The 20,861-nt window shown below is 72.3% G+C and carries 18 protein-coding genes; 10 read left to right on the top strand and 8 right to left on the bottom strand.

Going from position 1 to position 20,861, the window contains the following annotated elements:
• Window positions 1-23: 23 nt before the first annotated feature.
• The gene (locus DI272_RS10960; protein WP_109495174.1) at window positions 24-1,268 is read left to right on the top strand and encodes an alginate lyase family protein; all 1,245 of its coding nucleotides are present in this window, start codon (window positions 24-26) and stop codon (window positions 1,266-1,268) included.
• Window positions 1,269-1,360: 92 nt separating this feature from the next.
• Window positions 1,361-2,941 (top strand): carboxylesterase/lipase family protein, encoded by a 1,581-nt coding sequence (locus DI272_RS10955; protein ID WP_109495173.1) that lies wholly within the window; start codon window positions 1,361-1,363, stop codon window positions 2,939-2,941.
• Here the strand turns inward: DI272_RS10955 and DI272_RS10950 are convergent.
• From DI272_RS10950 to mmuM, 3 genes are all read right to left on the bottom strand, one after another.
• Window positions 2,823-4,679, bottom strand: a complete 1,857-nt coding sequence (locus DI272_RS10950; RefSeq protein WP_146238322.1) for a glycoside hydrolase family 127 protein — start codon at window positions 4,677-4,679, stop codon at window positions 2,823-2,825. The two genes, DI272_RS10955 and DI272_RS10950, sit on opposite strands and share 119 nt — an antisense overlap.
• Before the next feature lie 88 nt (window positions 4,680-4,767).
• A complete protein-coding gene (locus tag DI272_RS10945; protein WP_109495172.1) occupies window positions 4,768-5,820 on the bottom strand; it encodes a LacI family DNA-binding transcriptional regulator in 1,053 nt (350 codons plus the stop codon).
• Window positions 5,821-5,939: 119 nt separating this feature from the next.
• On the bottom strand, window positions 5,940-6,863 hold the full coding sequence (gene mmuM / locus DI272_RS10940; RefSeq protein ID WP_109495171.1) for a homocysteine S-methyltransferase: 924 nt from the start codon (window positions 6,861-6,863) through the stop codon (window positions 5,940-5,942).
• Between the two features lie 705 nt (window positions 6,864-7,568).
• Here mmuM and DI272_RS10930 point away from each other — a divergent pair.
• Both DI272_RS10930 and DI272_RS10925 read left to right on the top strand, forming a co-directional pair.
• Window positions 7,569-8,678 carry a family 43 glycosylhydrolase gene (locus tag DI272_RS10930; RefSeq protein ID WP_109495169.1) on the top strand — a complete coding sequence of 370 codons (1,110 nt, stop codon included), beginning with the start codon at window positions 7,569-7,571 and terminating at the stop codon, window positions 8,676-8,678.
• Entirely contained in the window at window positions 8,675-10,087 is a 1,413-nt protein-coding gene (locus DI272_RS10925) for an RICIN domain-containing protein (RefSeq protein ID WP_109495168.1), read from the top strand. The genes DI272_RS10930 and DI272_RS10925 overlap by 4 nt, the downstream gene beginning before the upstream one ends.
• A 7-nt stretch (window positions 10,088-10,094) precedes the next feature.
• Here the strand turns inward: DI272_RS10925 and DI272_RS10920 are convergent, their stop codons facing one another.
• Complete coding sequence (locus tag DI272_RS10920; protein WP_109495167.1) at window positions 10,095-11,777, bottom strand: rhamnogalacturonan lyase B N-terminal domain-containing protein; 1,683 nt, start codon at window positions 11,775-11,777, stop codon at window positions 10,095-10,097.
• A gap of 193 nt (window positions 11,778-11,970) precedes the next feature.
• On the opposite strand from DI272_RS10920, the gene DI272_RS10915 reads away from it, so the two are divergent.
• From DI272_RS10915 to DI272_RS10905, 3 genes are all read left to right on the top strand, one after another.
• Window positions 11,971-13,014 carry a rhamnogalacturonan acetylesterase gene (locus DI272_RS10915; RefSeq protein ID WP_109495166.1) on the top strand — a complete coding sequence of 348 codons (1,044 nt, stop codon included), beginning with the start codon at window positions 11,971-11,973 and terminating at the stop codon, window positions 13,012-13,014.
• Between the two features lie 147 nt (window positions 13,015-13,161).
• Window positions 13,162-14,853 (top strand): DUF2264 domain-containing protein, encoded by a 1,692-nt coding sequence (locus DI272_RS10910; protein WP_109495165.1) that lies wholly within the window; start codon window positions 13,162-13,164, stop codon window positions 14,851-14,853.
• Between the two features lie 24 nt (window positions 14,854-14,877).
• Window positions 14,878-16,869, top strand: a complete 1,992-nt coding sequence (locus DI272_RS10905) for a PE-PGRS family protein (RefSeq protein ID WP_109500781.1) — start codon at window positions 14,878-14,880, stop codon at window positions 16,867-16,869.
• A gap of 182 nt (window positions 16,870-17,051) precedes the next feature.
• Here DI272_RS10905 and DI272_RS10900 read toward each other — a convergent pair whose 3' ends face one another.
• Complete coding sequence (locus tag DI272_RS10900) at window positions 17,052-17,363, bottom strand: hypothetical protein (RefSeq protein WP_109495164.1); 312 nt, start codon at window positions 17,361-17,363, stop codon at window positions 17,052-17,054.
• A gap of 79 nt (window positions 17,364-17,442) precedes the next feature.
• On the opposite strand from DI272_RS10900, the gene DI272_RS10895 reads away from it, so the two are divergent.
• The gene (locus DI272_RS10895; protein ID WP_109495163.1) at window positions 17,443-17,811 is read left to right on the top strand and encodes a VOC family protein; all 369 of its coding nucleotides are present in this window, start codon (window positions 17,443-17,445) and stop codon (window positions 17,809-17,811) included.
• A gap of 70 nt (window positions 17,812-17,881) precedes the next feature.
• Here DI272_RS10895 and DI272_RS10890 read toward each other — a convergent pair whose 3' ends face one another.
• Complete coding sequence (locus DI272_RS10890) at window positions 17,882-18,205, bottom strand: antibiotic biosynthesis monooxygenase (protein ID WP_109495162.1); 324 nt, start codon at window positions 18,203-18,205, stop codon at window positions 17,882-17,884.
• Window positions 18,206-18,288: 83 nt separating this feature from the next.
• Between DI272_RS10890 and DI272_RS10885 the strand changes: the two genes are divergently transcribed.
• Entirely contained in the window at window positions 18,289-18,747 is a 459-nt protein-coding gene (locus tag DI272_RS10885; protein WP_109495161.1) for a hypothetical protein, read from the top strand.
• On the top strand, window positions 18,744-19,505 hold the full coding sequence (locus DI272_RS10880) for an isocitrate lyase/phosphoenolpyruvate mutase family protein (RefSeq protein WP_258314519.1): 762 nt from the start codon (window positions 18,744-18,746) through the stop codon (window positions 19,503-19,505). Before DI272_RS10885 ends, DI272_RS10880 begins: the two co-directional genes overlap by 4 nt.
• Here the strand turns inward: DI272_RS10880 and DI272_RS10875 are convergent.
• Together DI272_RS10875 and DI272_RS10870 are read right to left on the bottom strand one after the other, a co-directional pair.
• On the bottom strand, window positions 19,480-20,262 hold the full coding sequence (locus tag DI272_RS10875) for an alpha/beta fold hydrolase (RefSeq protein WP_109495159.1): 783 nt from the start codon (window positions 20,260-20,262) through the stop codon (window positions 19,480-19,482). The two genes, DI272_RS10880 and DI272_RS10875, sit on opposite strands and share 26 nt — an antisense overlap.
• The gene (locus DI272_RS10870) at window positions 20,255-20,839 is read right to left on the bottom strand and encodes a TetR/AcrR family transcriptional regulator (protein ID WP_109495158.1); all 585 of its coding nucleotides are present in this window, start codon (window positions 20,837-20,839) and stop codon (window positions 20,255-20,257) included. The genes DI272_RS10875 and DI272_RS10870 overlap by 8 nt, the downstream gene beginning before the upstream one ends.
• Window positions 20,840-20,861: the final 22 nt, after the last annotated feature.

The following is a 20,861-nucleotide window of genomic DNA, read 5'->3' as shown; positions in this document are numbered from 1 at the left end:
CCACGGATTGGAGACCCGCTGTCATGAGCCGCACCTCCCCCCACCAGCACTCCGAAGAAAGCGAGTTGAGCCGCCGCGGCCTGCTCAGGGCCGCCGGCGGTCTCGCCGCAGGACTCGCCGTCGCGGGCACGGCCGGCACCGCGGACGCCGCCCCGTCGACCTGGACCCACCCCGGCATGCTGCACAACGCCGGGGACATCAACCGCGCCAAGGTCAGGGTCGCCGCGGGCACCGACCCCTGGCTGTCCGGCTGGAACCGCCTGACCGCCAACTCCCACTCCCAGTCCACCTGGACGAACCGGGCCACCGCCACCGTCATCCGCGGCGGCACCGGCGAGAACTACGGACTGCTCTACAACGACATCGCCGCCGCCTACCAGAACGCCCTGCGCTGGCTGGTCGGCGGCACCGAGGCCAACGCCGTCTGCGCGGCGGACATCCTCAACGCCTGGTCACGCACGCTCACCACGGTCACCGGCAACGCGGACCGCTTCCTCGCCGCCGGCATCTACGGCTGGCAGTTCGCCAACGCCTGCGAACTCATGCGCGGCTACGGCGGATTCGATCTCGCCGCGGCCCAGGAGATGTTGGCCGAAGTCTTCTACCCGCTCAACAACCAGTTCCTCACCGGCCACAACGACGCCTGCATCACCAACTACTGGGCCAACTGGGACCTGTGCAACATGGCCTCCGTCCTGGCCATCGGCATCCTCAACGAGGACGCCGCCAAGTACGACCAGGCCGTCACCTACTTCAAGTCCGGCGCCGGAAACGGCTCCCTCACCCACGCGGTGCCGTACCTGTACACCGACTCCGACGGCTACGCGCTCGGCCAGTGGCAGGAGTCCGGCCGCGACCAGGGGCACACCGTCATGGGCATGGGCCAGATGGGCGCGATCTGCGAGATGGCCTGGAACCAGGGCGAGGACCTCTACTCGTACGACAACCGCCGCTTCATGAAGGCCGCCCAGTACGTGGCCAAGTACAACCTGGGCAACGACGTCCCCTACACCACCTACACCTGGGGCAGTGGCCAGAACTGCGCCCAGCAGTCGCAGACCGTGATCGGCTCCGGCAGCCGCGGCCAGATCCGCCCGGTCTGGGCCATGCTCCACTTCCACTACAACCGCCGTCTCCACCTCGACGACAAGTACATCTCGCAGATGTACTACGACCTCGTCGCGCCCGAGGGCGGCGGCGGTGACTACGGCACCACCAGCGGAGGCTTCGACCAGCTCGGCTTCGGCACCCTCATGTACGCCAAATAGCCCTGGCAAGTGCCCGTGCACCGGAATACGAGCAGGGACTGTGATGCTCTGGTATTACCGGTGCACGAGCGCGGCGAAGGGCTGGTGGGCGCATGACGGCAGACCAGGCGAACCCCGTGGTCAGGACGCCCTACGGGGCCGTCCGCGGCCGGTACGAGCGGGGTGTGGCGGTGTTCCGGGGCATCCCCTACGCGGCCCCGCCGTTCGGGCCGCGCCGGTTCCGGCCGCCCCTGCCGCCCGAGCCCTGGGACGGGGTGCGGGACGCCGCCGCATTCGGGCCGACGGCGCCGAAACCGCCGTACTCCGAGGCCTTCGCGCAGTACCTGTCCGACCCGGCGGTGCCCGGGGACGACTGCCTCAATCTCAACGTGTGGACACCGGAGCCGGGCCGCGGGGCCCGGCTCCCGGTTCTGGTCTGGCTGCACGGCGGCGCTCTGACCAGGGGTTCCTCGGCCGTGCCGGTCTACGACGGGCACGCCTTCGCCCGCGACGGCGTGGTGTTCGTCTCCGTGAACTACCGGCTGGGGGTCGAGGGCTACGGGCTGTTCCCGGACGCCCCCGCCAACCCCGGCCTGCGCGACCAGCTCGCCGCCCTGGAGTGGGTGCAGCGGTCGGTCGAGGCGTTCGGCGGCGACCCCGCCCGGGTCACCCTGGCGGGTCAGTCGGCCGGCGCGATCAGCACCGGCGCCCTGCTCGCCGCGCCGCAGGCCCAGGGCCTGGTCCGGCGGGCGATCCTGCAGAGCGGCCCGCCGGAGGCCGCCGACCGGGACAAGGTGCGGCGGATGGTGCGCCGGATGGCGGCCCGGCTGAAGATCCCGGCCACCGCCGCCGCCTTCGCCGAGGTCGACCGCGAGCTGCTGCTGCGCACCCAGGCCGAGGTGGGCAAGCTCAGCAGCCCGGTGCTCGGCGGCCCCGCCTTCGGGATCGTCGTCGACGGCGACCTCGTCCCGCGCGACCCCCTGGACGCCCTCGTCGAGGGGGACGCGGCCCGTGGCGTCGAGCTGATGACGGGCTGGACCCGGGACGAGTACCGGCTCTGGCTGGTCCCCGGCGGCCTGCTGGAGCGCGTCGACCGGCTCGGCCCGGTCGCCCTCGCCGGTGCCATGGCACGCTGCCACACCGGACACGAGGTGCCGCGCGGCTACCGCGCCCTGCACCCCGGTGCCGGGACCGCCGAGATCGTCGGCCAGATGGTCACCGACCACCTGCTGCGCCTTCCGCTGCACCGGCTGGCCGACGCCCGCCCCGGCAGGGCGTACGTCTACGAGTTCGCCTGGCCCTCGAACCTCCCCGGCCTCGGCTCCTGCCACGCGCTGGAGCTCGGCTTCGTCTTCGACACCGGGGAGAGCCCCGAGTCGGCCAAACTGGCGGGCGAGGGCGCTCCGCAGGAGCTGAGTGACGCCATGCACGGGGCGTGGGTGCGGTTCGCGGAGCACGGCAACCCGGGGTGGCAGGCGTGGGACGCCACGCACCCGGTGCGGATCTTCGGGGACGGCGCGCCGCACACCGCGTACGGGCCGCTCGACGCCGCGCTGGCCCTGTGGGCCCGCGACCTCACTCCTGAGGAATCCACACCCGCATCGCCCCCGGCCGCCGGTTCGCCCACACGTGGTACGGAACTGCGGTCAGTGGTACGACGCCTTCGCCTCCCCGGCTCCGTCCGTCGGCCGTGACCACGGTGACCCCGCCGAGCAGCCCGGGATCGTGGTGGGCCGCCAGGCGGGCGCCGGCGGGCAGGACGAGGTCCTCGAAGGGGACGCCGGGCCGCTGGTCGGCGGCCTCCAGGCAGTGCACCAGCGGGCCGCGCTCGATGGCCGCACAGCCCCGTACGGCGTCCACGTAGGGGTCGGGGCGGGTCAGCCGGGGCGTCAGCTCCAGGTCCAGGGTGAGGGTGTCGCCGGGGGACCAGCGGCGGCGCAGCCGCAGCCAGCCCGGGTGGGTCTCGGTGGGCGCCGCCCCGTCGGGGGCCGACGCGGTGAAGTCCGTGCACCAGGACGGGATGCGCAGCGACAGCGTCCAGTCCGCGTCGGCCGGAGCCTCCTCGACGGTCACCGAGATCCGCCCCTGCCACGGATATTCGGTCTCCACCCGGACCCGGCCGCCACCGGCCTCGTACTGCCCCGTGGCGTACTGGTGCAGCTGGAGTCCTTCGGCATCACCGCTCACCAGGTAGTGGGGGAGGGACGCCAGCAGCCGCATGACGTTCGGCGGGCAGCAGGCGCACCGGAACCAGGGGGTGCGGCGGGCCGCCTTGTCCGGCTCGAAGGCGCCCTCGTACGCCTCGCGGACCTGGAGCGGGTTGACGTACAGCCAGCTGTCCCCGTCCAGACCGACCCCGGCCAGGAAACCGTTGTAGAGGGTGCGCTCGACGAGGTCGGAGTACTTCGCCTCGCCGGTCAGCAGCGCCATCCGCCACGACCACTGGATCGACGCGATCGCCGCGCAGGTCTCCGCGTAGGCGCGGTCCGGCGGCAGTTCGTACGGCTCCCCGAACGCCTCGCCCTCGTGCCGGGCCCCGAGCCCGCCCGTCAGATAGGTCTTCGCCGCCACCATCGCGTCCCACAACCGCTCGGCCGCGGCCCGCAGTCCGGCGTCGCCGGTCTCGGCGGCCAGGTCCGCCACGGCCGCCAGCAGATACAGCTGCCGTACGGCGTGCCCGGTGACGGACGCGGCCTCGCGTACCGGTGTGTGGTCCTGCCAGTAGGTGCGGCCCAGATGGGGGTTGACGCCGCCGTCGAGCAACCCGTGCCCGCGCCGGTCCACGAAGTACCCGGCGAGGTCGAGCCAGCGCCGCTCCCCGGTCTCCCGGTACAGCTCCACCAGCGCGGTCTCGATCTCGGGATGCCCGCACACCCCGTCGATCTCCTTGTCCATGCCGAACACCGAGTCGACGAGTACGGCGAACCGCTCGGCCACGTCCAGGAGTTCGCGGCGACCCGTGGCCCGGTGGTGGGCGACCGCGGCCTGGATCAGATGACCCGCGCAGTACAGCTCATGGCCCCAGCCCAGGTCCTGCCAGCGCTTCTCGGGGTGGGCGACCTGGTAGTACGTCTGGAGATAGCCGTCGGCCTCCTGCGCGTCGGCGAGCAGACGCGTCAACCCGGCCACTCGGGCGGTCAGTTCGTGGTCGTCGGGGGTGTCGGCCAGCTGCCAGGACGCCGCCTCCAGCCACTTGTGGACGTCCGAGTCCTGGAACGGGAAGTCGCCGGTGAAGACGCCCTTGCCGTCGGCGGCGGCCCGGAGGTTGGCCAGATTCCCGGCTGACTCCAGCCGGGCCGGGCCCTGCGGGATGCTCACCTCGGCGTTGATTCTGCGCCGCTCGGCCCAGAAGCCGCCGGTGATGCGGGCGCCGGTCGCCGGGCGCAGGGCGCTCGACGCGCGGTCGGTGAGACGGATCGGGCCGGTGGACATGGGCGGTACTCCCCGGATGGAAACCGGTTGCTGTAGCCGTGAGCATAGGAAACGACCGGTGCGGCGACAAGGGGGCGCCGCGGTGCCGTTACCGCGCTGCCGCCACCGAGTTCCGCACCACCACATGCGTCCCCAGCAGCAGATGCTCGTCCGGTGCGTTCGGCTCGCGCCCCAGCGCGGTCCGTACCGCGAGCCTGCCCAGCTCCTCGTAGGGAACATGCACGGTCGTCAGCGCCGGATGCAGATCCCGGGCGAACGGGATGTCGTCGTACCCGGCCAGCGACACGTCGTCCGGCACGCTCAGGCCCGCCTCGTGCAGGGCGGTGAGCGCCCCCGCGGCGACCATGTCGGTGGCGGCCACCACGGCCGTGAACTCCAGCCGCCGCTCCAGGACTTGGCGCATCAGCCGGTGGCCCGAGTCGCGGGTGAAGTCGCCGTGCAGCACCAGCTCCGGGTCGGGTTCCAGGCCACGGGCCCGGTGGGCGGCGAGATAGCCGCGCTCCCGGCCCTGGGCCGTGGTGTGGTCCGGCCCGCCGCCGAGGAACAGCACCCGGCGGTGGCCCTGCGCGAGGACGTGGGCGACCAGGGCGTAGGCGCCGCCCTCGTTGTCGTACTCGATGACCGTCACCGGCGCCCCGGGCCCGAGCGGCGGGCGCCCGCACAGCACCAGTCGGGAGCCGGCCGAGGCGAGCGAGTCGGCCATGCGCCGGGTGCGCTCGCGGTACTCGGCGGTGTCGGCGCCGCCACCGACCAGGATCACGGCCGCGGCCCGCTGGGCGCGCATCATCTCCACGAACTCGACCTCGTGCCGGGCGTCGCCCTCGGTGCTGCACACCAGGCACAGATGCCCCAGCCGGGTAGCCTCGCGCTCCACGCCGTGCGCCATCAGCGCGAACGACGGTCCGGTGATGTCCTCCAGCACGAACGCCAGCGTGGGCGTGCCGGCACCCGCGACGGCCTTGGCGCGCGCGTCGGCGACGTAGTCCAGCTCGCGCACGGCCCGCAGCACGCGCGTCCGGGTCGTCGTGCTCACCGGATAGACCCCGCCGAGCACCCGCGACACGGTCGACGCGGACACCCCCGCGCGGGCCGCCACGTCCCGGATGGTGCTCCGGCTCGCGTCCTCGCTCTTTCTGGTCATCCCCGGCCACGCCCCTCTCCCCGTGCTCCCGCCACCCCTCGGGAACTGCGGCAACGCGTCAGCAACCGGTTCCCGAAACGGAGGCTAGCAGCGGGCGGGGAGGAGGGGGAGGGCGCGGACTACGCGTGCGACGACAGGGTCCCCGCGATCGACGCGATCGCCGCCGGACCCACCCGGCAGCAGCCGCCGATCAGCCGCGCCCCGGCCCCCTGCCAGGCCAGTACCTCGCCCGGCGCGAAGCTGGACCGGCCGCTCCAGGCGCGGGCCTCGGCGTCCCAGGCCTCGCCGCTGTTGGGGTAGACCACGACCGGCTTGCCGGTGACCCGGGCCGCGATCTCGACCGCCCTCTCCACGTCCTCCGGCGCACAGCAGTTCACGCCGACCGCGACGACCTCGTCCGCGTCGGCGGCCGGGGCGAAGGCCTCCTCCAGCGGCTGCCCGGCACGGGTGCGGTCGCCCGCGACCGAGTACGACAGCCAGGCGGGCGTGTCCAGCCCGCGCAGCGCCCGCAGCAGCGCCTGCGCCTCGTCGGCGTCCGGCACGGTTTCGAGGGCCAGGACGTCAGGCCCGGTCGCGGCCAGCACCTCCAGGCGCGGGCGGTGGAACGCCTCCAGCTCCGCCACGCTCAGCCCGTACCGGCCGCGGTATTCGGAGCCGTCCGCGAGCATCGCCCCGTAGGGGCCGACGGAGGCGGCGACGTACAGCGGTCGGGTGACGCCCTTCGCCTGCGCCTGCCGGGCCGCCTCGCGGGCCAGCTCCACGCTGAGGGACAGCAGCTCGGTGGCGCGGTCGTGACTGATGCCGCGCTTCTCGAAGCCCTCGAAAGTCGCCTGGTAGCTGGAGGTGATCGCGACGTCCGCGCCGGCCTCGTAGTAGGCCAGGTGCGCCTCGGTGATCGCCTCGGGGCGCTCGGCGAGCAGCCGGGCCGACCACAGCTCGTCGCTCAGGTCGTGGCCGGCGGACTCGAGCTGGTTGGACATGCCGCCGTCGAGGACGACGGTGCGGGTGGCTAGCGCCTGGGCGAGGGTGGAGGAGCTGGTCATGGTGTTGACAGTAGTCGTTGCGGCCACGGGGGTGCCTCTTGCTGTCGGGGGCCGGGTGCGGCTGGTTGTGGCCGGTCGCGCCCACGCGGCGGAACCGCGCATCGGCACAGCCCCGTGCCCCAGGGGGTCTGGGGAGCCCGGCAGAACTCGGACCGTCTCTCAGCGCACCGCATGTCGTCCGCCGCCGTGGCGTGCGGGCCGGTGCCTGGCCGCCGGGACCGCCAGGCCGCCCAGCAGGCCGAGGTACAGGGCGTACGGCCACAGGCGAGCTCGTCGTCCTGCGCGGCGCCCGCGATGCGGGTCACGTCGGCTGTGGAGGCCGGGATTCCCTCCGGTTCGGAGGTCTCGCCTGTGGCGGGCGGTGAGGACGACGTCGTTGCCGTCGCCGCCCTTGTCGGTGATCCAGTGGGCGGTGTCCGCGAGCTTGATCTGCGCGCCCTCCCTTCAGCCCGGTGAAGGTGCCCGTGGTCCTCGGGGTCCCCTGGTGGTCCAGCACGGTGATCTTCTTCGCGAGGTTGGCCCCGGCCGCCGCCAGGTCGAGGTCACCCGCCCGGAGAGCGCTCGCAGAAAGCGCCTTCTCTTGTCGCGTCCGACCCGTTGACCTCCCTTGTTGCCGGCCGTACCTTTCGGCTGTTCGCAATAACAACAGATGTTCTCAATATCGAACATCGCTCTCAGGACACCCCCACCCGAGAGGCAGTCCGTATGAGCCGCGTTCCCCCCGTCCCCGACCGCCGGCTGCTGCTGAAGGGCGCCCTGGCCGCGGGCGCCCTGGCCACGACCCCCACCGCTGCCGCAGCCGCCCCGAGCCCGACCGCCCCGAGCCCGACCGCATCGAGCCCGAAGAAGGCACCCCCGTTCGTGAACCCGCTCGTCCGCCACCGCGCCGACCCGCACATCCACCGCCACTCCGACGGCACCTACTACTTCACCGCCACCGCCCCCGAGTACGACCGGATCATCCTGCGCCGTTCCCGCACCCTGAACGGCCTGGCGACCGCCGCCGAGTCGGTCATCTGGACCAAGCACGCCACCGGCCCGATGGGCGCGCACATCTGGGCTCCGGAGATCCACCGCATCGGCGGCAAGTGGTACATCTACTTCGCCTCCGCGCCCGCCGAGAGCGTGTGGGACATCCGGATCTGGGTCTTGGAGAACGCCAACCCCGATCCTTTCAAGGGCACTTGGGCCGAGCGGGGCCAGATCAGGACGGCCTGGGAGACCTTCTCCCTCGACGCCACCACCTTCACCCACCGCGGCACCCGCTACCTCGCCTGGGCCCAGCACGAACCCGGCATGGCCAACAACACCGCCCTGTGGCTGTCGAAGATGGCGAACCCCTGGACTCTGACGGGGCCTCAGGTGCGGCTGTCGACACCCGAGTACGACTGGGAGTGCGTCGGGTACAAGGTCAACGAGGGGCCGTCCGTCATCGCCCGCAACGGCCGGCTCTTCATGTCCTACTCGGCCAGCGCCACCGACTTCCACTACTGCATGGGCCTGCTGACCGTCGACGCGGACGCCGACCTCATGGACCCGGCCAGCTGGTCCAAGTCGCCGGCCCCGGTCTTCACCAGCAACGACACCACCCGGCAGTACGGCCCCGGCCACAACTGCTTCACCGTCGCCGAGGACGGCCGCAGCGACGTCCTCGTCTACCACGCCCGCCAGTACAAGGAGATCGTCGGCGACCCGCTGAACGACCCCAACCGGCACACCCGCGTCCAGAAGCTGGGCTGGCACGCGGACGGCACCCCCGATTTCGGCATCCCGGTGGCGGACACCACCGTCACGGACCTGGAGGTCGCGTCATGAGACGTGCGTACGCGGTACTGCTCGCCCTCTGCCTGGCCCTCGCCGGCGCCCTCGTCACCGCGGGTCCCGCCCAGGCCGCGGCCCTGACGATCCCCAACGGGGTGCAGTTCACGGACAGTTCGGGCAACGCCCTGCACGCCCACGGCGGCGGGGTCATCAAGGTCGGCTCGTACTACTACTGGTTCGGCGAGAACCGCAACGCCGACAACACCTTCAAGGCCGTCTCCGTCTACCGCTCCACCGACCTGAAGAACTGGGAGTTCAGGAACAACGTCCTGACCCAGTCCTCCGCCACCGAGCTGGGCACCGCCTACATCGAGCGGCCCAAGGTCATGTACAACGCCTCCACCGGCAAGTTCGTCATGTGGATGCACAAGGAGAACGGCACGGACTACAGCGAGGCCCGCGCGGCCGTCGCCGTCTCCGACACCGTCGACGGCACCTACACCTACCAGGGCAGCTTCCGCCCGCTCGGCCAGTACATGTCCCGGGACATCACCACGTACGTCGACACCGACGGCACCGGCTACATGGTCTCGGCCGCCAACGAGAACTACGACCTGCACATCTACAAGCTGAACGCCTCCTACACCGGCATCGACAGCCTGGTCGCCAACCCCTGGCCGGGCGGCCACCGCGAGGCACCGGCGCTGTTCAAACGGGGCAGCGTCTACTTCATGCTGACCTCCGGCGCCACCGGCTGGAGCGCCAACCAGCAGCAGTACGCCACCGCCACCTCCCTCGCCGGGCCGTGGAGCGCGATGGCGAACGTCGGCGACTCCACGACGTACAACTCCCAGACCGCGTACGTCCTCCCGGTCACCGGGACCTCGGGCACCTCGTACCTCTACATGGGCGACCGCTGGGGCAACTCCTTCGGCGGCACGGTCAACGACTCCCGGTACGTGTGGCTGCCGCTGACCTTCCCGAGTTCCACCAAGATGTCCATGTCCTGGTACCCCGAGGTCACGGTGGACACGGCCGCCGGCACGATCGGCGGGACGAGCGCCACGTACAACACGCTGATCGCGCGCCACAGTTCCAAGTGCGCCGACGTGCCCGACCAGTCGCTGTGGCAGGGCATCGCGATCAGCCAGTACACCTGCAACGGCGGCGGCAACCAGAAGTGGTGGTTCAAGGACCTCGGTACCGGCTACTACCAGCTGGTCGGCCGCGGCAGCTCGTTGTGCCTCCAGGAGAACGCCACCAACGTCACCCAGGAGAACTGCAGCTCCGGCACGACCACCCAGCAGTGGTCGGTGGTCACCTCGGGCTCGTACGTCACCATCAAGGCCCGCGCCACCGGCGAGTGCCTCGACGTGAACGGCGCGTCCACCGCCAACTCCGCGGCGATCATCACCTACACCTGCAGCGGAGCGACGAACCAGCAGTGGACGCGCGGAACATGACGTCACATCAGGCCAGCAGGTCGATCGCGTCGATCGACGTGCCGGCGCTGAGATAGGCCGTCGTCCCCGAACCGCTCACCACGTTGATCTTCAGGATGTTGTACTGGCTGGTGTCCGTGAGCCAGGCGCTCGCCGGGACGCTGTAGGCGAACGTGTAGTTGTTGCCCCGGTAGGAGCCGTTGGTCAGCGACCGGGTGCTCGGCTGGGTGGGCGGGGAGGGGATCGCCGACGTCCAGGTGTCGTTGACGACGACCTGCGGCCGTCCGTTGGCGTAGGCCGTCGTCACGCCGATGCGCAGGGTGTGCGCGGCGGCGGCCTGGGCCGCGGTCAGCTTGAAGTACACCAGCAGACCGCTGTTGACGTCCTTCCAGAGGTAGCAGGGGAACGCGGAGGTCTCGGTGCCGCTGCCGATGACCACATTGCCGGTCCAGGCGGCGGCGCGGACGTCGGAGGGGTGGGCGTACGTCATCAGGTCGGCGTTCTTGAAACCGCTCGGCGTGCCGTTCCAGTCGTTGATGCGCCAGATCGCGCTCGCGTTGCTCGGATCGTTCGAGGACGGGATCGCGATGGTGTTGAGGGTGGTCGTGCCGCCCGCGGTCACCGTCACCGACGTGGTGTGGACGCCGAGTTCGCCCTTGTAGACGGTGAGCGTGTACGTCCCCGGCAGCACCCCGGTGATCGAGAACCAGCCGTCGGACGAGCGGGCCGAACCCCAGTACTGGGCGGCCGAGTTGGCGAGCCCGACCGTGTACGGGTAGGCCGTGTTGCGGCCGGTGATCCCGACGCCCGCGACCCGGCCCCGGCCGCTCGCGGCCACGTAGCCGGAGATGCCGAGGGAGTCGGCCCAGGAGGTGGCCAGCGTGCCCGGGTAGAGCGAGGAGGAGGGGGCGCCGCCGTCGGTGAGGGCGATGACGTACGGGCCCTGGAGGCCGAAGCGCTCGTCCTCGGTCTGGTTCTGGGCGTAGTGCAGGATCTCGTACAGTCCGCCGCCGTCGGCGCTCTGGTGGCGCAGGAGGGAGCGGTAGAAGGGACCGCCGGAGGCCTTCTCGTGGTTGGAGCGGACGATCCACAGGCCGACGCTGCCCGTCGTCCAGCCGATGTAGTTGTAGTCCATGACCCGCAGCTTCGAGTAGTGCTTGGAGCGGGTCTGGCCGTCGGACTTGGCGAAGACGTCGGAGGCCTCGATGGTGGTGGGCGCGTAAGTGTAGGAATCGGGTTCGTCGTTGAGGAACAGGCCCGCCTTGACGCGCAGGATGAAGCGGGTGGAGGCCACCGAGGTGTCGGCGCGGTTGGTCCACAGGTAGATGTTGTTCTCGCCGCTGCGGGCCGCGTAGTAGTGGCGGAGCGTGCCGTACGCGACCGAGACCAGGATCGTCGACCCGGACTGACGGATCGTCACCGTCGAGGTGCCGAGGCCGGATTCGATGTGCGAGTTCTTGCCGCCGTAGCCCTGGTACTCGGTGCCCTTGTAGACCAGTGAGGTCAGGTCGCCATTGGTCTTGCTGACCTTGAAGACGAGGTTGGCGCCGGTGTCGACGACGTAGTTCGAGCCGTCGTCGGTCCAGCCGAAGGTCGCGGCGGACGCCGTCTGGGCGAGCGGCCCGGCGAGTGCGGCCGTACCGGCCGCGGCGGCGCTGCCGAGCACGAAGGCGCGGCGGCCGACGCCTCCGTTGGGTGCGGCTCCGGACATGGGGGTGCCTCCTTCGAGACATGCGGGGGAGGTGCGGGTGACTCGCAGAGTGACAGTTGAATCGATTTCGCGAAAGGGCTTTCGCTCGCGGGAGGTTGGCAATCTTGTGAAATCGATTCAAGGTCTAGAAAGCGCTTGCCGATGGCGGTACCGTCCAGCCGCCAGGTCTAGCCATGTGTCGGAGGAGCAGCGAATGAGACGTTTCAACCTCGCCGTGCTGGCGGCGCTCACCCTGGGTGCCGGACTGACCGCCGTACCCGCCCACGCCGCTGCGGGGTCCGCCCCCCTCGGCATCGACAACTGCACCGCCGGCGCCTGCCACTTCGACGTCCCGGCGGGCACCTACGACGTGAAGGTCCTCCTCGGCGGCGACACCGCGTCGAGCACCGCGATCAGCGGCGAGACGCGGCGCTCCCTGCTGCCGGAGACGGCCGCGCCCGCCGGTGAGCGGATCGCCCGCAGCTTCACCGTGAACGTCCGCACCCCCGAGGGCGAGCCCACCGGCGCCGCGGGCACCCCCGGCCTCGATCTGGTCATCGGCGGCGCGGCGCCCGCCCTCGCCGACATCAAGGTCACCCCGGCCCACCGGGCCCGCCAGATCTTCCTGGTCGGCGACTCCACGGTCTGCGACCAGCCCGGCGACCCGTACTCCGGCTGGGGGCAGCAGCTGCCGCAGTACCTGCGCAGGAATCTCTCCGTCGCCAACTACGCCGACTCCGGCGAGTCCACGGTCACTTACCTCGCGAGCGCCCAACTCTGGGGCACCGTCCAGCCGTTGATCCGACCCGGGGACCTCGTCCTGGTCCAGCTCGCCCACAACGACAAGACCACCGACGAGGCGACCTACCGGGCGAACCTGGAGACTCTGGTCGCCGGGATCCGCGAAAAGGGCGGTGAGCCTGTCCTCGTGACGCCGATCGTGCGACGCTGGTTCAACTCGGACGGCACCCTGAACAACAACACCGCACTCCTGGTCAACGGCCTCGGCGTCGACCACCCCGCCGTCATCCGCTCGGTCGCGGCAGACAACGGCGTCCCGCTGATCGACCTGACCGCGAGGACCAAGTCGCTCGTGGAGTCCCTCGGCCCCGAGGGTTCCAAGGCGCTGTACCTGTACAACGAGAAGCGCGACAACACGCACACGTCCGTGCACGGAGCCACGGTGTACGCCGGACTCGTCCGCGACGAACTGCTCGCCCAGCACCTGGTCCCGGAAGGCCTGGTGCGGGCGGACTGAGCCCCTGAGGCGCCCCGACCGGAACCGGGGCGCCTCAGGCCTGCCGGCCGGGGGGCGGTCGCTCCTCTGCGGGACGGTGGAGGCAGGCCGCGCAGCTCCCCGCGCCCCTTCAGGGCGTCATACTTCGCCAAGATCGAAAGCGAGCCCATGCACCTTCCGTCCGAAGACCGTGCCCTGAGTCCTTGCACCGGCTACACCCGCGCCCACTGGGAAGCCGCCGCCGACGCCCTGCTCGCCGCGACCGAGCCGTACGCCACCGAGGACCGCGCCCTCTACCACTTCCCCGGCGCGCACACGAGCTGGTCCGGCCGGCTCTCCGACGGCCTGGAGGGCTACGCCCGCACGCTGCTGCTGGCGGCCTTCCGCCGCGACGAGACCGCGCTCCAGCGGTACGCGGACGGCCTCGCCGCCGGCGTCTGCGGTGTCTGGCCCCGCATCGAGGACCGCAGCCAGCCCCTGGTCGAGGCGGCGTCGATCGCCCTCGCGCTGCGCCTGACCCGCCCCCTGCTGTGGGACCGGCTGGACGACGCCGTACGGCAGCGCGCGGCGGCGTGGCTCGGCGACGCACTCACCGCCGAGGCCTGGCCCTGCAACTGGGAGCTCTTCCCGGTCACCGTCGGCGGCTTCCTGAAGGAGATCGGGTACGAGACCGAGGCGTCCGGCAAGGCCGTCGACCGCGGCCTGGAGCGTATCGAGGGGTGGTACGTCGGCGGCGGCTGGTACACCGACGGCGACGGCCGCAAGTACGACTACTACAACGGCTGGGCGATGCACCTGTACCCGGTGCTGCACGCTTACCTGGCCGGCGACACCCGCCTGCTCAGCCGCTACGGCGACCGCCTCGAAGCCCATCTCGCCGACTACGCCCACCTGTTCGGCGGCGACGGCGCCCCGATGCACCAGGGTCGCTCCCTCACCTACCGCTTCGCGACCGCGGCCCCCCTCTGGCTCGGCGCCCTCACCGGCCGGACACCCCTCACGCCGGGTGCGACACGACGGCTGGCCTCCGGTGCCCTGAAGTACTTCCTGGACCGGGGTGCGGTGAACGCCGACGGTGTGCTGACCCTGGGCTGGCTCGGCCCCGACGAGGCCGTCCTCCAGGGCTACTCGGGCCCCGCCTCCCCGTACTGGGCGAGCAAGGCGTTCCTCGGCCTGCTGCTGCCGCCGGAGCACGAGGCGTGGACGGCGCCCGAGGAACCGGCCCCGGCCGAGCGGACGGATGCGACCCGCCCGATCGCCGCCCCCAACTGGCTCCTCCAGTCGACGCGTTCGGACGGCCTGGTGCGCCTCCACAACCACGGCAGCGAGGACGTCCGCTACGACCCGTACTACACGCGCCTCGCCTACTCGACGGCCACGGTGCCCTCCCCGTCGTACGACAACAGCGTGCTCGTCGGGGGCGATCCGAGCCGTACGGACATCGAACCGCTGGGCGCCGGTGACGGCTGGGCGGCCTCGCGGCATGCCGCCGGCGGGGGAGCGCGGGTGACCAGTCTGGTGCTGGCGCACGGGGCGGTGGAGGTGCGGGCCCATCTGGTGGCGGGGGCGGCGCCGGGGACGCCGGTGCGCGTCACGGGGTGGGCCGCGGCGCAGGGGCTGCGGGCGGAGATCCTGCCGGCCGTAGCACTGGGCGCCGAGCTGACCGGTGTGACCGGCGACGGGGACACCCTGTTCGTCGCCCTCGCCCGGCTCACCGGTGAGGCGGAGCCCCGGCCGCTGGCGGACGCGGTGAGCGTACGTCTCGACGACTCCGGTGTGCTGCACGTGCGGTGGAGCGACGGCCGGGAGGCCGAGGCCCGGATGGACGGCACCGGGGTGGAAGTCACCGCCGGCCGCTGAGCCGGTTCGGGCAGTATGGGGATCATGCGTGGGGGAGCGGAACTCGTAGAACTGCTGGGGCGGGCCGGGCTCGAGATGGTGGGCGAGCGGCGGGTCGAGGAGGTGCTGCCGGCCCCGTTCGCCTGGCGGTACGTGACCGCGTGGCAGGCCGAGCCGAGTGTGACGGTCGCCTCGGACCGGCCCGACCTGGTCGGTGACCTCAACGCCGAGTGGCACCGGTTGGCGTCCGACGCCGGGATCTTCGGTGCGGACGGGGTGTTCCTCGTCGACTTCCCCGGCAGTGGGACGGACGGGTGGGTGAGGGTGCGGCTGTGCGACCGGTGGGATCTCGCGGGCGTGCTCGGCGAGCGGTCCGGGCAACCGGAGTTCGTCACCATGTCGTTGGACGGGGACGTCCTGGTGGGGGCCACGACCGAGGAGTACGCGGTGTGGCTCGTCGCCGTCGACCGGGTGCGGCAGCGCCGGGAGGAAGCCGCCCGGATGGCGGGCCTGGAGAGCCCGGAGGAGCGGGAGGCTGCCTGGGAGACGCTGTTCCGGGGGCCCAGGTGTCCGCAGCGGGTGCTCGACGCGTGGGCGAGCGGACTCTCGCTCAACCCGGCCACACCGGCACAGCTGCGGCCGCTGCTCCCGGCGCGGACCTCCTACGCCCTGTACGGCGCGCTGCCGGCCGAGGCGGTCGACGCGCTGCTGGCCGACCCCGACTGGGAGGTCCGGTCCCGGGCCGCCGCAGCCCAGCCGGACATCACTCCGGGGCAGTGGGCCCGGGTGCTCCTCGCCGAGCAGGACGAGCGGCAGCGGTGGCTCCTCGCCATGACGGCGGCGGAACGCCAGGCCCGCGTCGCCGAGGACGCCTGCCGCGCCCTCGCCGCGGACCCGTCCGCGCGCGTACGTTCCGAGGCCGCGCGGCTCCGGGGCCTGCCCGCCTCCGTAGCGGTCCAGCTGGCCGCCGACCCGGCCGACGGCGTGCGCGCCGTGGCCTGCCGGACCGCCTGGCCCCATCTCGACGCGGCGGGCCGGGAAGCGCTCCTCGCCGACTCCCACGCCATCGTGCGCGCCAGGTCGCGCGTGCTGTACCACCAGGACCGGCCGATGCCCCGGGCGGTGTTCGACGCCGAGGACGTCGAGGGAGCCGACGGCCGGGCCCTGGAGACCTGCCTCCTGGAGCGCGACCTCGCCGAGCACCTGGCCCGCCACGGGGAGCGGGCGCAGCGCCGGTCGCTCGCCGCCAACCCGCGCCTGGACCCCGACCTGGTCGCCCTCCTCGCCGAGGACCACGACGACGGGGTCCGCTTCGAGGTGTCCAAGCGGCCCGACCTCACGGAGGAGCAGCGGTCCGGCATCCCGGTCGAGCCCGATCCGGGCACCCGCCACTTCGAACTGGACTGGGTCAAGGCCCTGCACCACGACGAGGACGCCATGCGCCGCCTGGCCGCCTCCTCCCACTTCCTGGTGCGCCGGGGCGTCGCCAGGGCCCGGCACCTCCCGCCGGACGTCGTCGAACGCCTCGCCCGTGACGAGGACCGGATCGTCCAGCTCTTCCTCGCCGAGTCCTGCGACGACGCGCCCGCCGACCTGCTGCTGCGGGTGTGGCGCTGGTGGGACGGCAGCCTCAGCACCCCCGACCGGCCGCGCGGACATCCGAACTTCCCCCGCCACGACCTCCTCCGATACGCCGACGACCCGAGCCCGCGGATGCGTCGACTGGCCCTGGACGACCCCGAGTCGACCCCCGAACTGGTCGAGCGGCTCAGCCGGGACATGAGCGAGGAGGTGCGGTACCGCGCCGCCACCGACCCGCGCCTGTCGGCCACCGCGGCGGCACGCCTGCTGGAGGACCCGCACGAGCACGTACGCCAGGCCGCGGCCCTGCACCCGCGGATGCCGGCCCGGCTGCTGGTCGGACTGCTGCGCGGGGGCGGGGCGGAGACGGCGGCACGGAACCCGGGACTGCCGGTCGACGTCGTGCGGCGGATGGTCGACGCGGTGGTGGCCGGGGCGGTCGCGGGAGCCGGGTGAAGGGTGCGTTGCCGTGCCCGTGATGCGGGAGCCGGGTGGGGCGTGTGAGCTGTGTCCGGGGTACGCGAGCCGGGTGAGGGGTGCCGGAGGTGCGGGTGGCCCGGGCTTGGCCCGCCTCCCCCGGCCGCATGCGTCGTGCAGGACGGGGGAGGCGGTGTCTCGGGGCTGACCGGCCCGGTTCGTCAGGGCGTCAGGCGGGTGTTCTTCAGGGTTGCCGTGGTCGGGGACGCGCCGGTCAGGGCGGTCGCGTACGACGAGGTGACCGGGACGGAGGCCCAGGGCAGGGTGCCGCTCGGGGTGGTCGCCGTCGCCGTCGGCGGCCACTCCCGGACGTTGGTGCAACCGGTCGGCCGGCAGGGGAACTTGGCCGACAGCGCCCCCGAAGCGGCGGAGGCGGCCGGCCCGCAGGCCGCGGTGGCGGCGAGCCCCGCGACGAGGGGCTTGCGGACACCGTGGACGCGGCGGTGGGAGGCGCTGTGCAGTGCCGAAGTCATGCCTACAGGTCGCCGCCGGCCGCCGGAAGGTTGCCCCACTGGTTGCCTGGTTTCACAGCAGTGCACAAAGATCGATCACATGACTTCCGTGATCCGCCACGTGACGATCGACTGCGCCGACGCCTACGGCCTCGCCACCTTCTGGTCCCAGGTCCTCGACCAGCCCCTCCACGAGGAGGACCAGCCCGGCGATCCCATGGCCCTGATCGAGGCCGCGGGCCTGCTCTTCGTCACCGTCCCCGACACCAAGACCGCCAAGAACCGCGTCCATGTCGACCTCCAGCCCCAGGACCGCACCCGCGACGAGGAGGTCGAACGGCTCCTCGCACTCGGCGCGACCGTCGCCGACGACCAGCGCAGGCCGGACGGCACCGGGTGGGTGGTGATGGCCGATCCGGAGGGCAACGAGTTCTGTGTGGAGCGCAGCGCGGCGGAGCGGGGCGAATGACCGGCGGACCACTGCGCGCCCGCGCCGCGCGCCCGGCCCGACCGCTCGCCGCAGCGGGTGACCCGGCCGCTCAGCCCGCCTGCTCCCGGCGGTCCAGGACCTCGTAGTGGGCCGAGCGCCTGTCGTAGTCCGCGAGTACGGCCTGTGCGGCCTCCGGCACATGGGCCGTCTCGTAGTCCTCGCCCATGAACGCCTGGACCGACGACAGGGACTCGAACCACATCAGGGTCATGAACTCCACGTCGTCGTCCCGCTCGCGCCGGACCAGATCGATCGAGAGGAACCCCGGGATGTGCCGCTCCTCGATGCCCGGGATCACCTGTCCGCGCACGATGCCTTCGTAGGCGTCGGCGTTGTCCTTCGTGGTCCAGCCCCGCCACACACGACAGATCATGGGCCGATCCTAGTCCCGGGGCCGCGGTGCGGGGCGGGACGTTTCGGCGGGCGCCGAAGGAACACGGCTCTAGCGTGCCGTCCATGACCGAGCATCCCCACGACACCCCCGCCCAGGCCGTCACCGGCATGGTCGCTCACGTACTCGCCCTGGCCGCGACCTGGACGCGCTGGGACGGCAGGCTCTTCGAGATCGACGACCGTGTCTACACCCCGCACAAGGCCATCCGGCGGGTCGCCGATCACCTGGTCGACCATCTGGCCGAGCTGGAGGCCCGGTTGGCCGGCGAGAAGCCGCAGCCGGACCGGTGGCACGCGTCCACGACGACCACCGGGGCGGACCTCGCGCCCTTCACGCAGGAGGACCTCGACGAGGCCCGCAGCAGGCTCACCCGGCTCGCCCGGATCTGGGCGAACCGTCTGGACGCGCTGGACGACGACCAGCTCGACGCCTCCCCCGGGGAGGGATGGAGCTTCCGCGAGCTCGCCCGTCACCTCGCGGGATCCACGTACTACGCCGACGCGGTGGGGGAGTTGTCGTGACCCCCTTCGCCGCACTTCACCACGGCGACGGCCCCCTCCTGCTGCCCAACGCCTGGGACCACGCCTCGGCCGTGCTGCTGGCCGGCCGGGGCTTCCCGGCCGTCGGCACCACCAGCCTGGCCGTCGCCGCCGCGGCCGGGCTGCCCGACGGGGCCTCGGCCACCCGGGACGAGACCCTGCGGCTGGCGTTGACGCTGGGGACGGAGCCGTTTCTGGTGTCGGTGGACGCGGAGGGCGGGTTCAGCGACGATCCCGAGGAAGTCGCGCAGTTTGCACAGGAGTTGGCGGCCGTCGGCGCCGTCGGGATCAACCTGGAGGACGGGCTCGGACCGGTCGAGCTGCACGCCGCGAAGATCACCGCGGTCAAGTCGGCGGCACCGGACCTCTTCGTGAACGCCCGCACCGACACGTACTGGCTCGGCGACGGCGAGGGAACCCTCCAGCGCCTCGACGCCTACCAACGGGCCGGTGCCGACGGGGTGTTCGTGCCCGGTCTCGCCGACCCGGAGATCATCGGACCCCTCGTCGGCCGGCTGGACGTCCCCCTCAACATCCTCTATTCGCCGACCGGCCCCACCGTCGACCGACTGGCCGACCTCGGTGTCCGCCGCGTCAGCCTCGGCTCGCTGCTGTACCGGCGGGCGCTGGGCGCCCTGCTGGAGGCGGTCTCGGACGTCACGGAGGGCCGTTCGCCGCAGGGCGCGACTCCCTCGTACGGTGAGGTCGTGGCCCTCAGCCGAGCCGGAACGCCTTCATGAGCGCCGCCGCGAAGGCGGCGGGATGCTGCACCGCACCCACATGCCCGCCCGGGAACTCCACGAAGTCGCTCCCCGTCCGGTCGGCGACGAACTCCGCCGTGCGGTAGAGGAGTTGACCGCGTGACTCGCTTCCGGCGGCGAGGGTGAGCCGGGCGGCGGGGAGGGCGGTGAGGTCGAGGGGGTGGGAGGTGAACTGCCTCAGCACATGGCCGAGGAAGAGCGCCATGGGGTGGGTCAGCTCCTCCTCCCGGGACAGCGGCCGGCCCTGCGGGGACGCCTCCGGCGTCCGCTCCGCCAGGACGGCACCCAGGTGCGCGCCCGCGGCCTGGAGCCCGGCGGCGCGGTAAGTGCCGTACACCTCACGGAACTTGGCCTGGAGCTCCGCCCCGTCCGGCAGCACGCTCACACACGGCGGCTCGTGGGCGATCACGTGCCGCAGCCGCTCCGGGTGGCGAGCGAGCAGGTCGAGGGCGGCGATGCCGCCCGAACTGGTGCCGAGGACATGAGCGGTCTCCCCCTCGGCGAGCACCTCGTCGAGAACCCGCCGCGCGCCGTCGCTCCACTCCTCGGCCCGCTGGTCGGCGACGGGGAGGCCGAGTCGGCCGTGCGCGAGGCCGAGGGGGTCGTACGTGACGACGGTGCAGCGGGCGGCGAGGGCTTCGACGAGCGGTTCCAGCCCCATGGGGTGGCCCGCGCCGCCGGGCATGATCAGCAGGACGGGGCCGGCGCCCCGGACGTCGTGGTACGGCTCAGTCATCGGCGGACTCCTCGCGGGGCCAGTGCTCCAGCAGGACGTGCAGCGCGTCGATCGCGCGGTCCCAGGACGTACGTACGTCGCGGGCGGCGCCGAAGCCGCCGGTGGACTCCAGGGCGCAGTAGCCGTGGAAGGTGCTGCGCAGCAGGCGGACGGCGTCGGTGAGGTCGGGCTCCTCCAGGCCGTAGGCGCGGAGCATGCCGTAGGTGATCTCGGCGGTGCGGCGGAAGCCGGGGGAGTCGGCGATGAGGGCCTGGTCGATGCGGATCTGGGTGGCCGCGTAACGGCCCGGCCGCTCCAGGGCGTACTCCCGGTACGCCCCCGCGAACGCGGCGAGCGCGTCCTTGCCGGCCCGGCCCGCCACCGCGACGGCGATCCGGTCGATCATCTCCGCCCCGGCGAGCAGCGCGACCCGGGTGCGCAGCTCCTGGAGGTTCTTGACGTGCGAGTACAGACTCGCGTCCTTGACCCCGAAGTGCCGGGCGAGCGCGGACAGGGTGACCTTCTCGAACCCGACCTCGTCGGCGAGGTCGGCGGCGGCCTCGGTGAGGCGGTCGGCGGTGATTCCTGCGCGGGCCATGGGGACGTCTCCGGCTCTCTGT

Origin of the sequence: Streptomyces sp. Act143 (assembly GCF_003143935.1) — a bacterium.
Classification (GTDB): Bacteria; Actinomycetota; Actinomycetes; order Streptomycetales; family Streptomycetaceae; genus Streptomyces.
Note: the sequence above shows the minus strand (reverse complement) of the source record. Positions and strands in the feature narration are given on the sequence as shown.

Bases quoted from the DNA above. Each gene is read 5' to 3' on its own strand.
- DI272_RS10885 (WP_109495161.1), top strand. From the start codon at position 18,289: ATGACCGAGCATCCCCACGACACCCCCGCCCAGGCCGTCACCGGCATG.
- DI272_RS10895 (WP_109495163.1), top strand. From the start codon at position 17,443: ATGACTTCCGTGATCCGCCACGTGACGATCGACTGCGCCGACGCCTAC.
- DI272_RS10950 (WP_146238322.1), bottom strand. From the start codon at position 4,679: ATGTCCACCGGCCCGATCCGTCTCACCGACCGCGCGTCGAGCGCCCTG.
- DI272_RS10900 (WP_109495164.1), bottom strand. From the start codon at position 17,363: ATGACTTCGGCACTGCACAGCGCCTCCCACCGCCGCGTCCACGGTGTC.
- DI272_RS10930 (WP_109495169.1), top strand. From the start codon at position 7,569: ATGAGCCGCGTTCCCCCCGTCCCCGACCGCCGGCTGCTGCTGAAGGGC.
- DI272_RS10890 (WP_109495162.1), bottom strand. From the start codon at position 18,205: ATGATCTGTCGTGTGTGGCGGGGCTGGACCACGAAGGACAACGCCGAC.
- DI272_RS10910 (WP_109495165.1), top strand. From the start codon at position 13,162: ATGCACCTTCCGTCCGAAGACCGTGCCCTGAGTCCTTGCACCGGCTAC.
- DI272_RS10920 (WP_109495167.1), bottom strand. From the start codon at position 11,777: ATGTCCGGAGCCGCACCCAACGGAGGCGTCGGCCGCCGCGCCTTCGTG.
- DI272_RS10905 (WP_109500781.1), top strand. From the start codon at position 14,878: ATGCGTGGGGGAGCGGAACTCGTAGAACTGCTGGGGCGGGCCGGGCTC.
- DI272_RS10915 (WP_109495166.1), top strand. From the start codon at position 11,971: ATGAGACGTTTCAACCTCGCCGTGCTGGCGGCGCTCACCCTGGGTGCC.
- DI272_RS10955 (WP_109495173.1), top strand. From the start codon at position 1,361: ATGACGGCAGACCAGGCGAACCCCGTGGTCAGGACGCCCTACGGGGCC.
- DI272_RS10945 (WP_109495172.1), bottom strand. From the start codon at position 5,820: ATGACCAGAAAGAGCGAGGACGCGAGCCGGAGCACCATCCGGGACGTG.
- mmuM (WP_109495171.1), bottom strand. From the start codon at position 6,863: ATGACCAGCTCCTCCACCCTCGCCCAGGCGCTAGCCACCCGCACCGTC.
- DI272_RS10875 (WP_109495159.1), bottom strand. From the start codon at position 20,262: ATGACTGAGCCGTACCACGACGTCCGGGGCGCCGGCCCCGTCCTGCTG.
- DI272_RS10960 (WP_109495174.1), top strand. From the start codon at position 24: ATGAGCCGCACCTCCCCCCACCAGCACTCCGAAGAAAGCGAGTTGAGC.
- DI272_RS10925 (WP_109495168.1), top strand. From the start codon at position 8,675: ATGAGACGTGCGTACGCGGTACTGCTCGCCCTCTGCCTGGCCCTCGCC.
- DI272_RS10870 (WP_109495158.1), bottom strand. From the start codon at position 20,839: ATGGCCCGCGCAGGAATCACCGCCGACCGCCTCACCGAGGCCGCCGCC.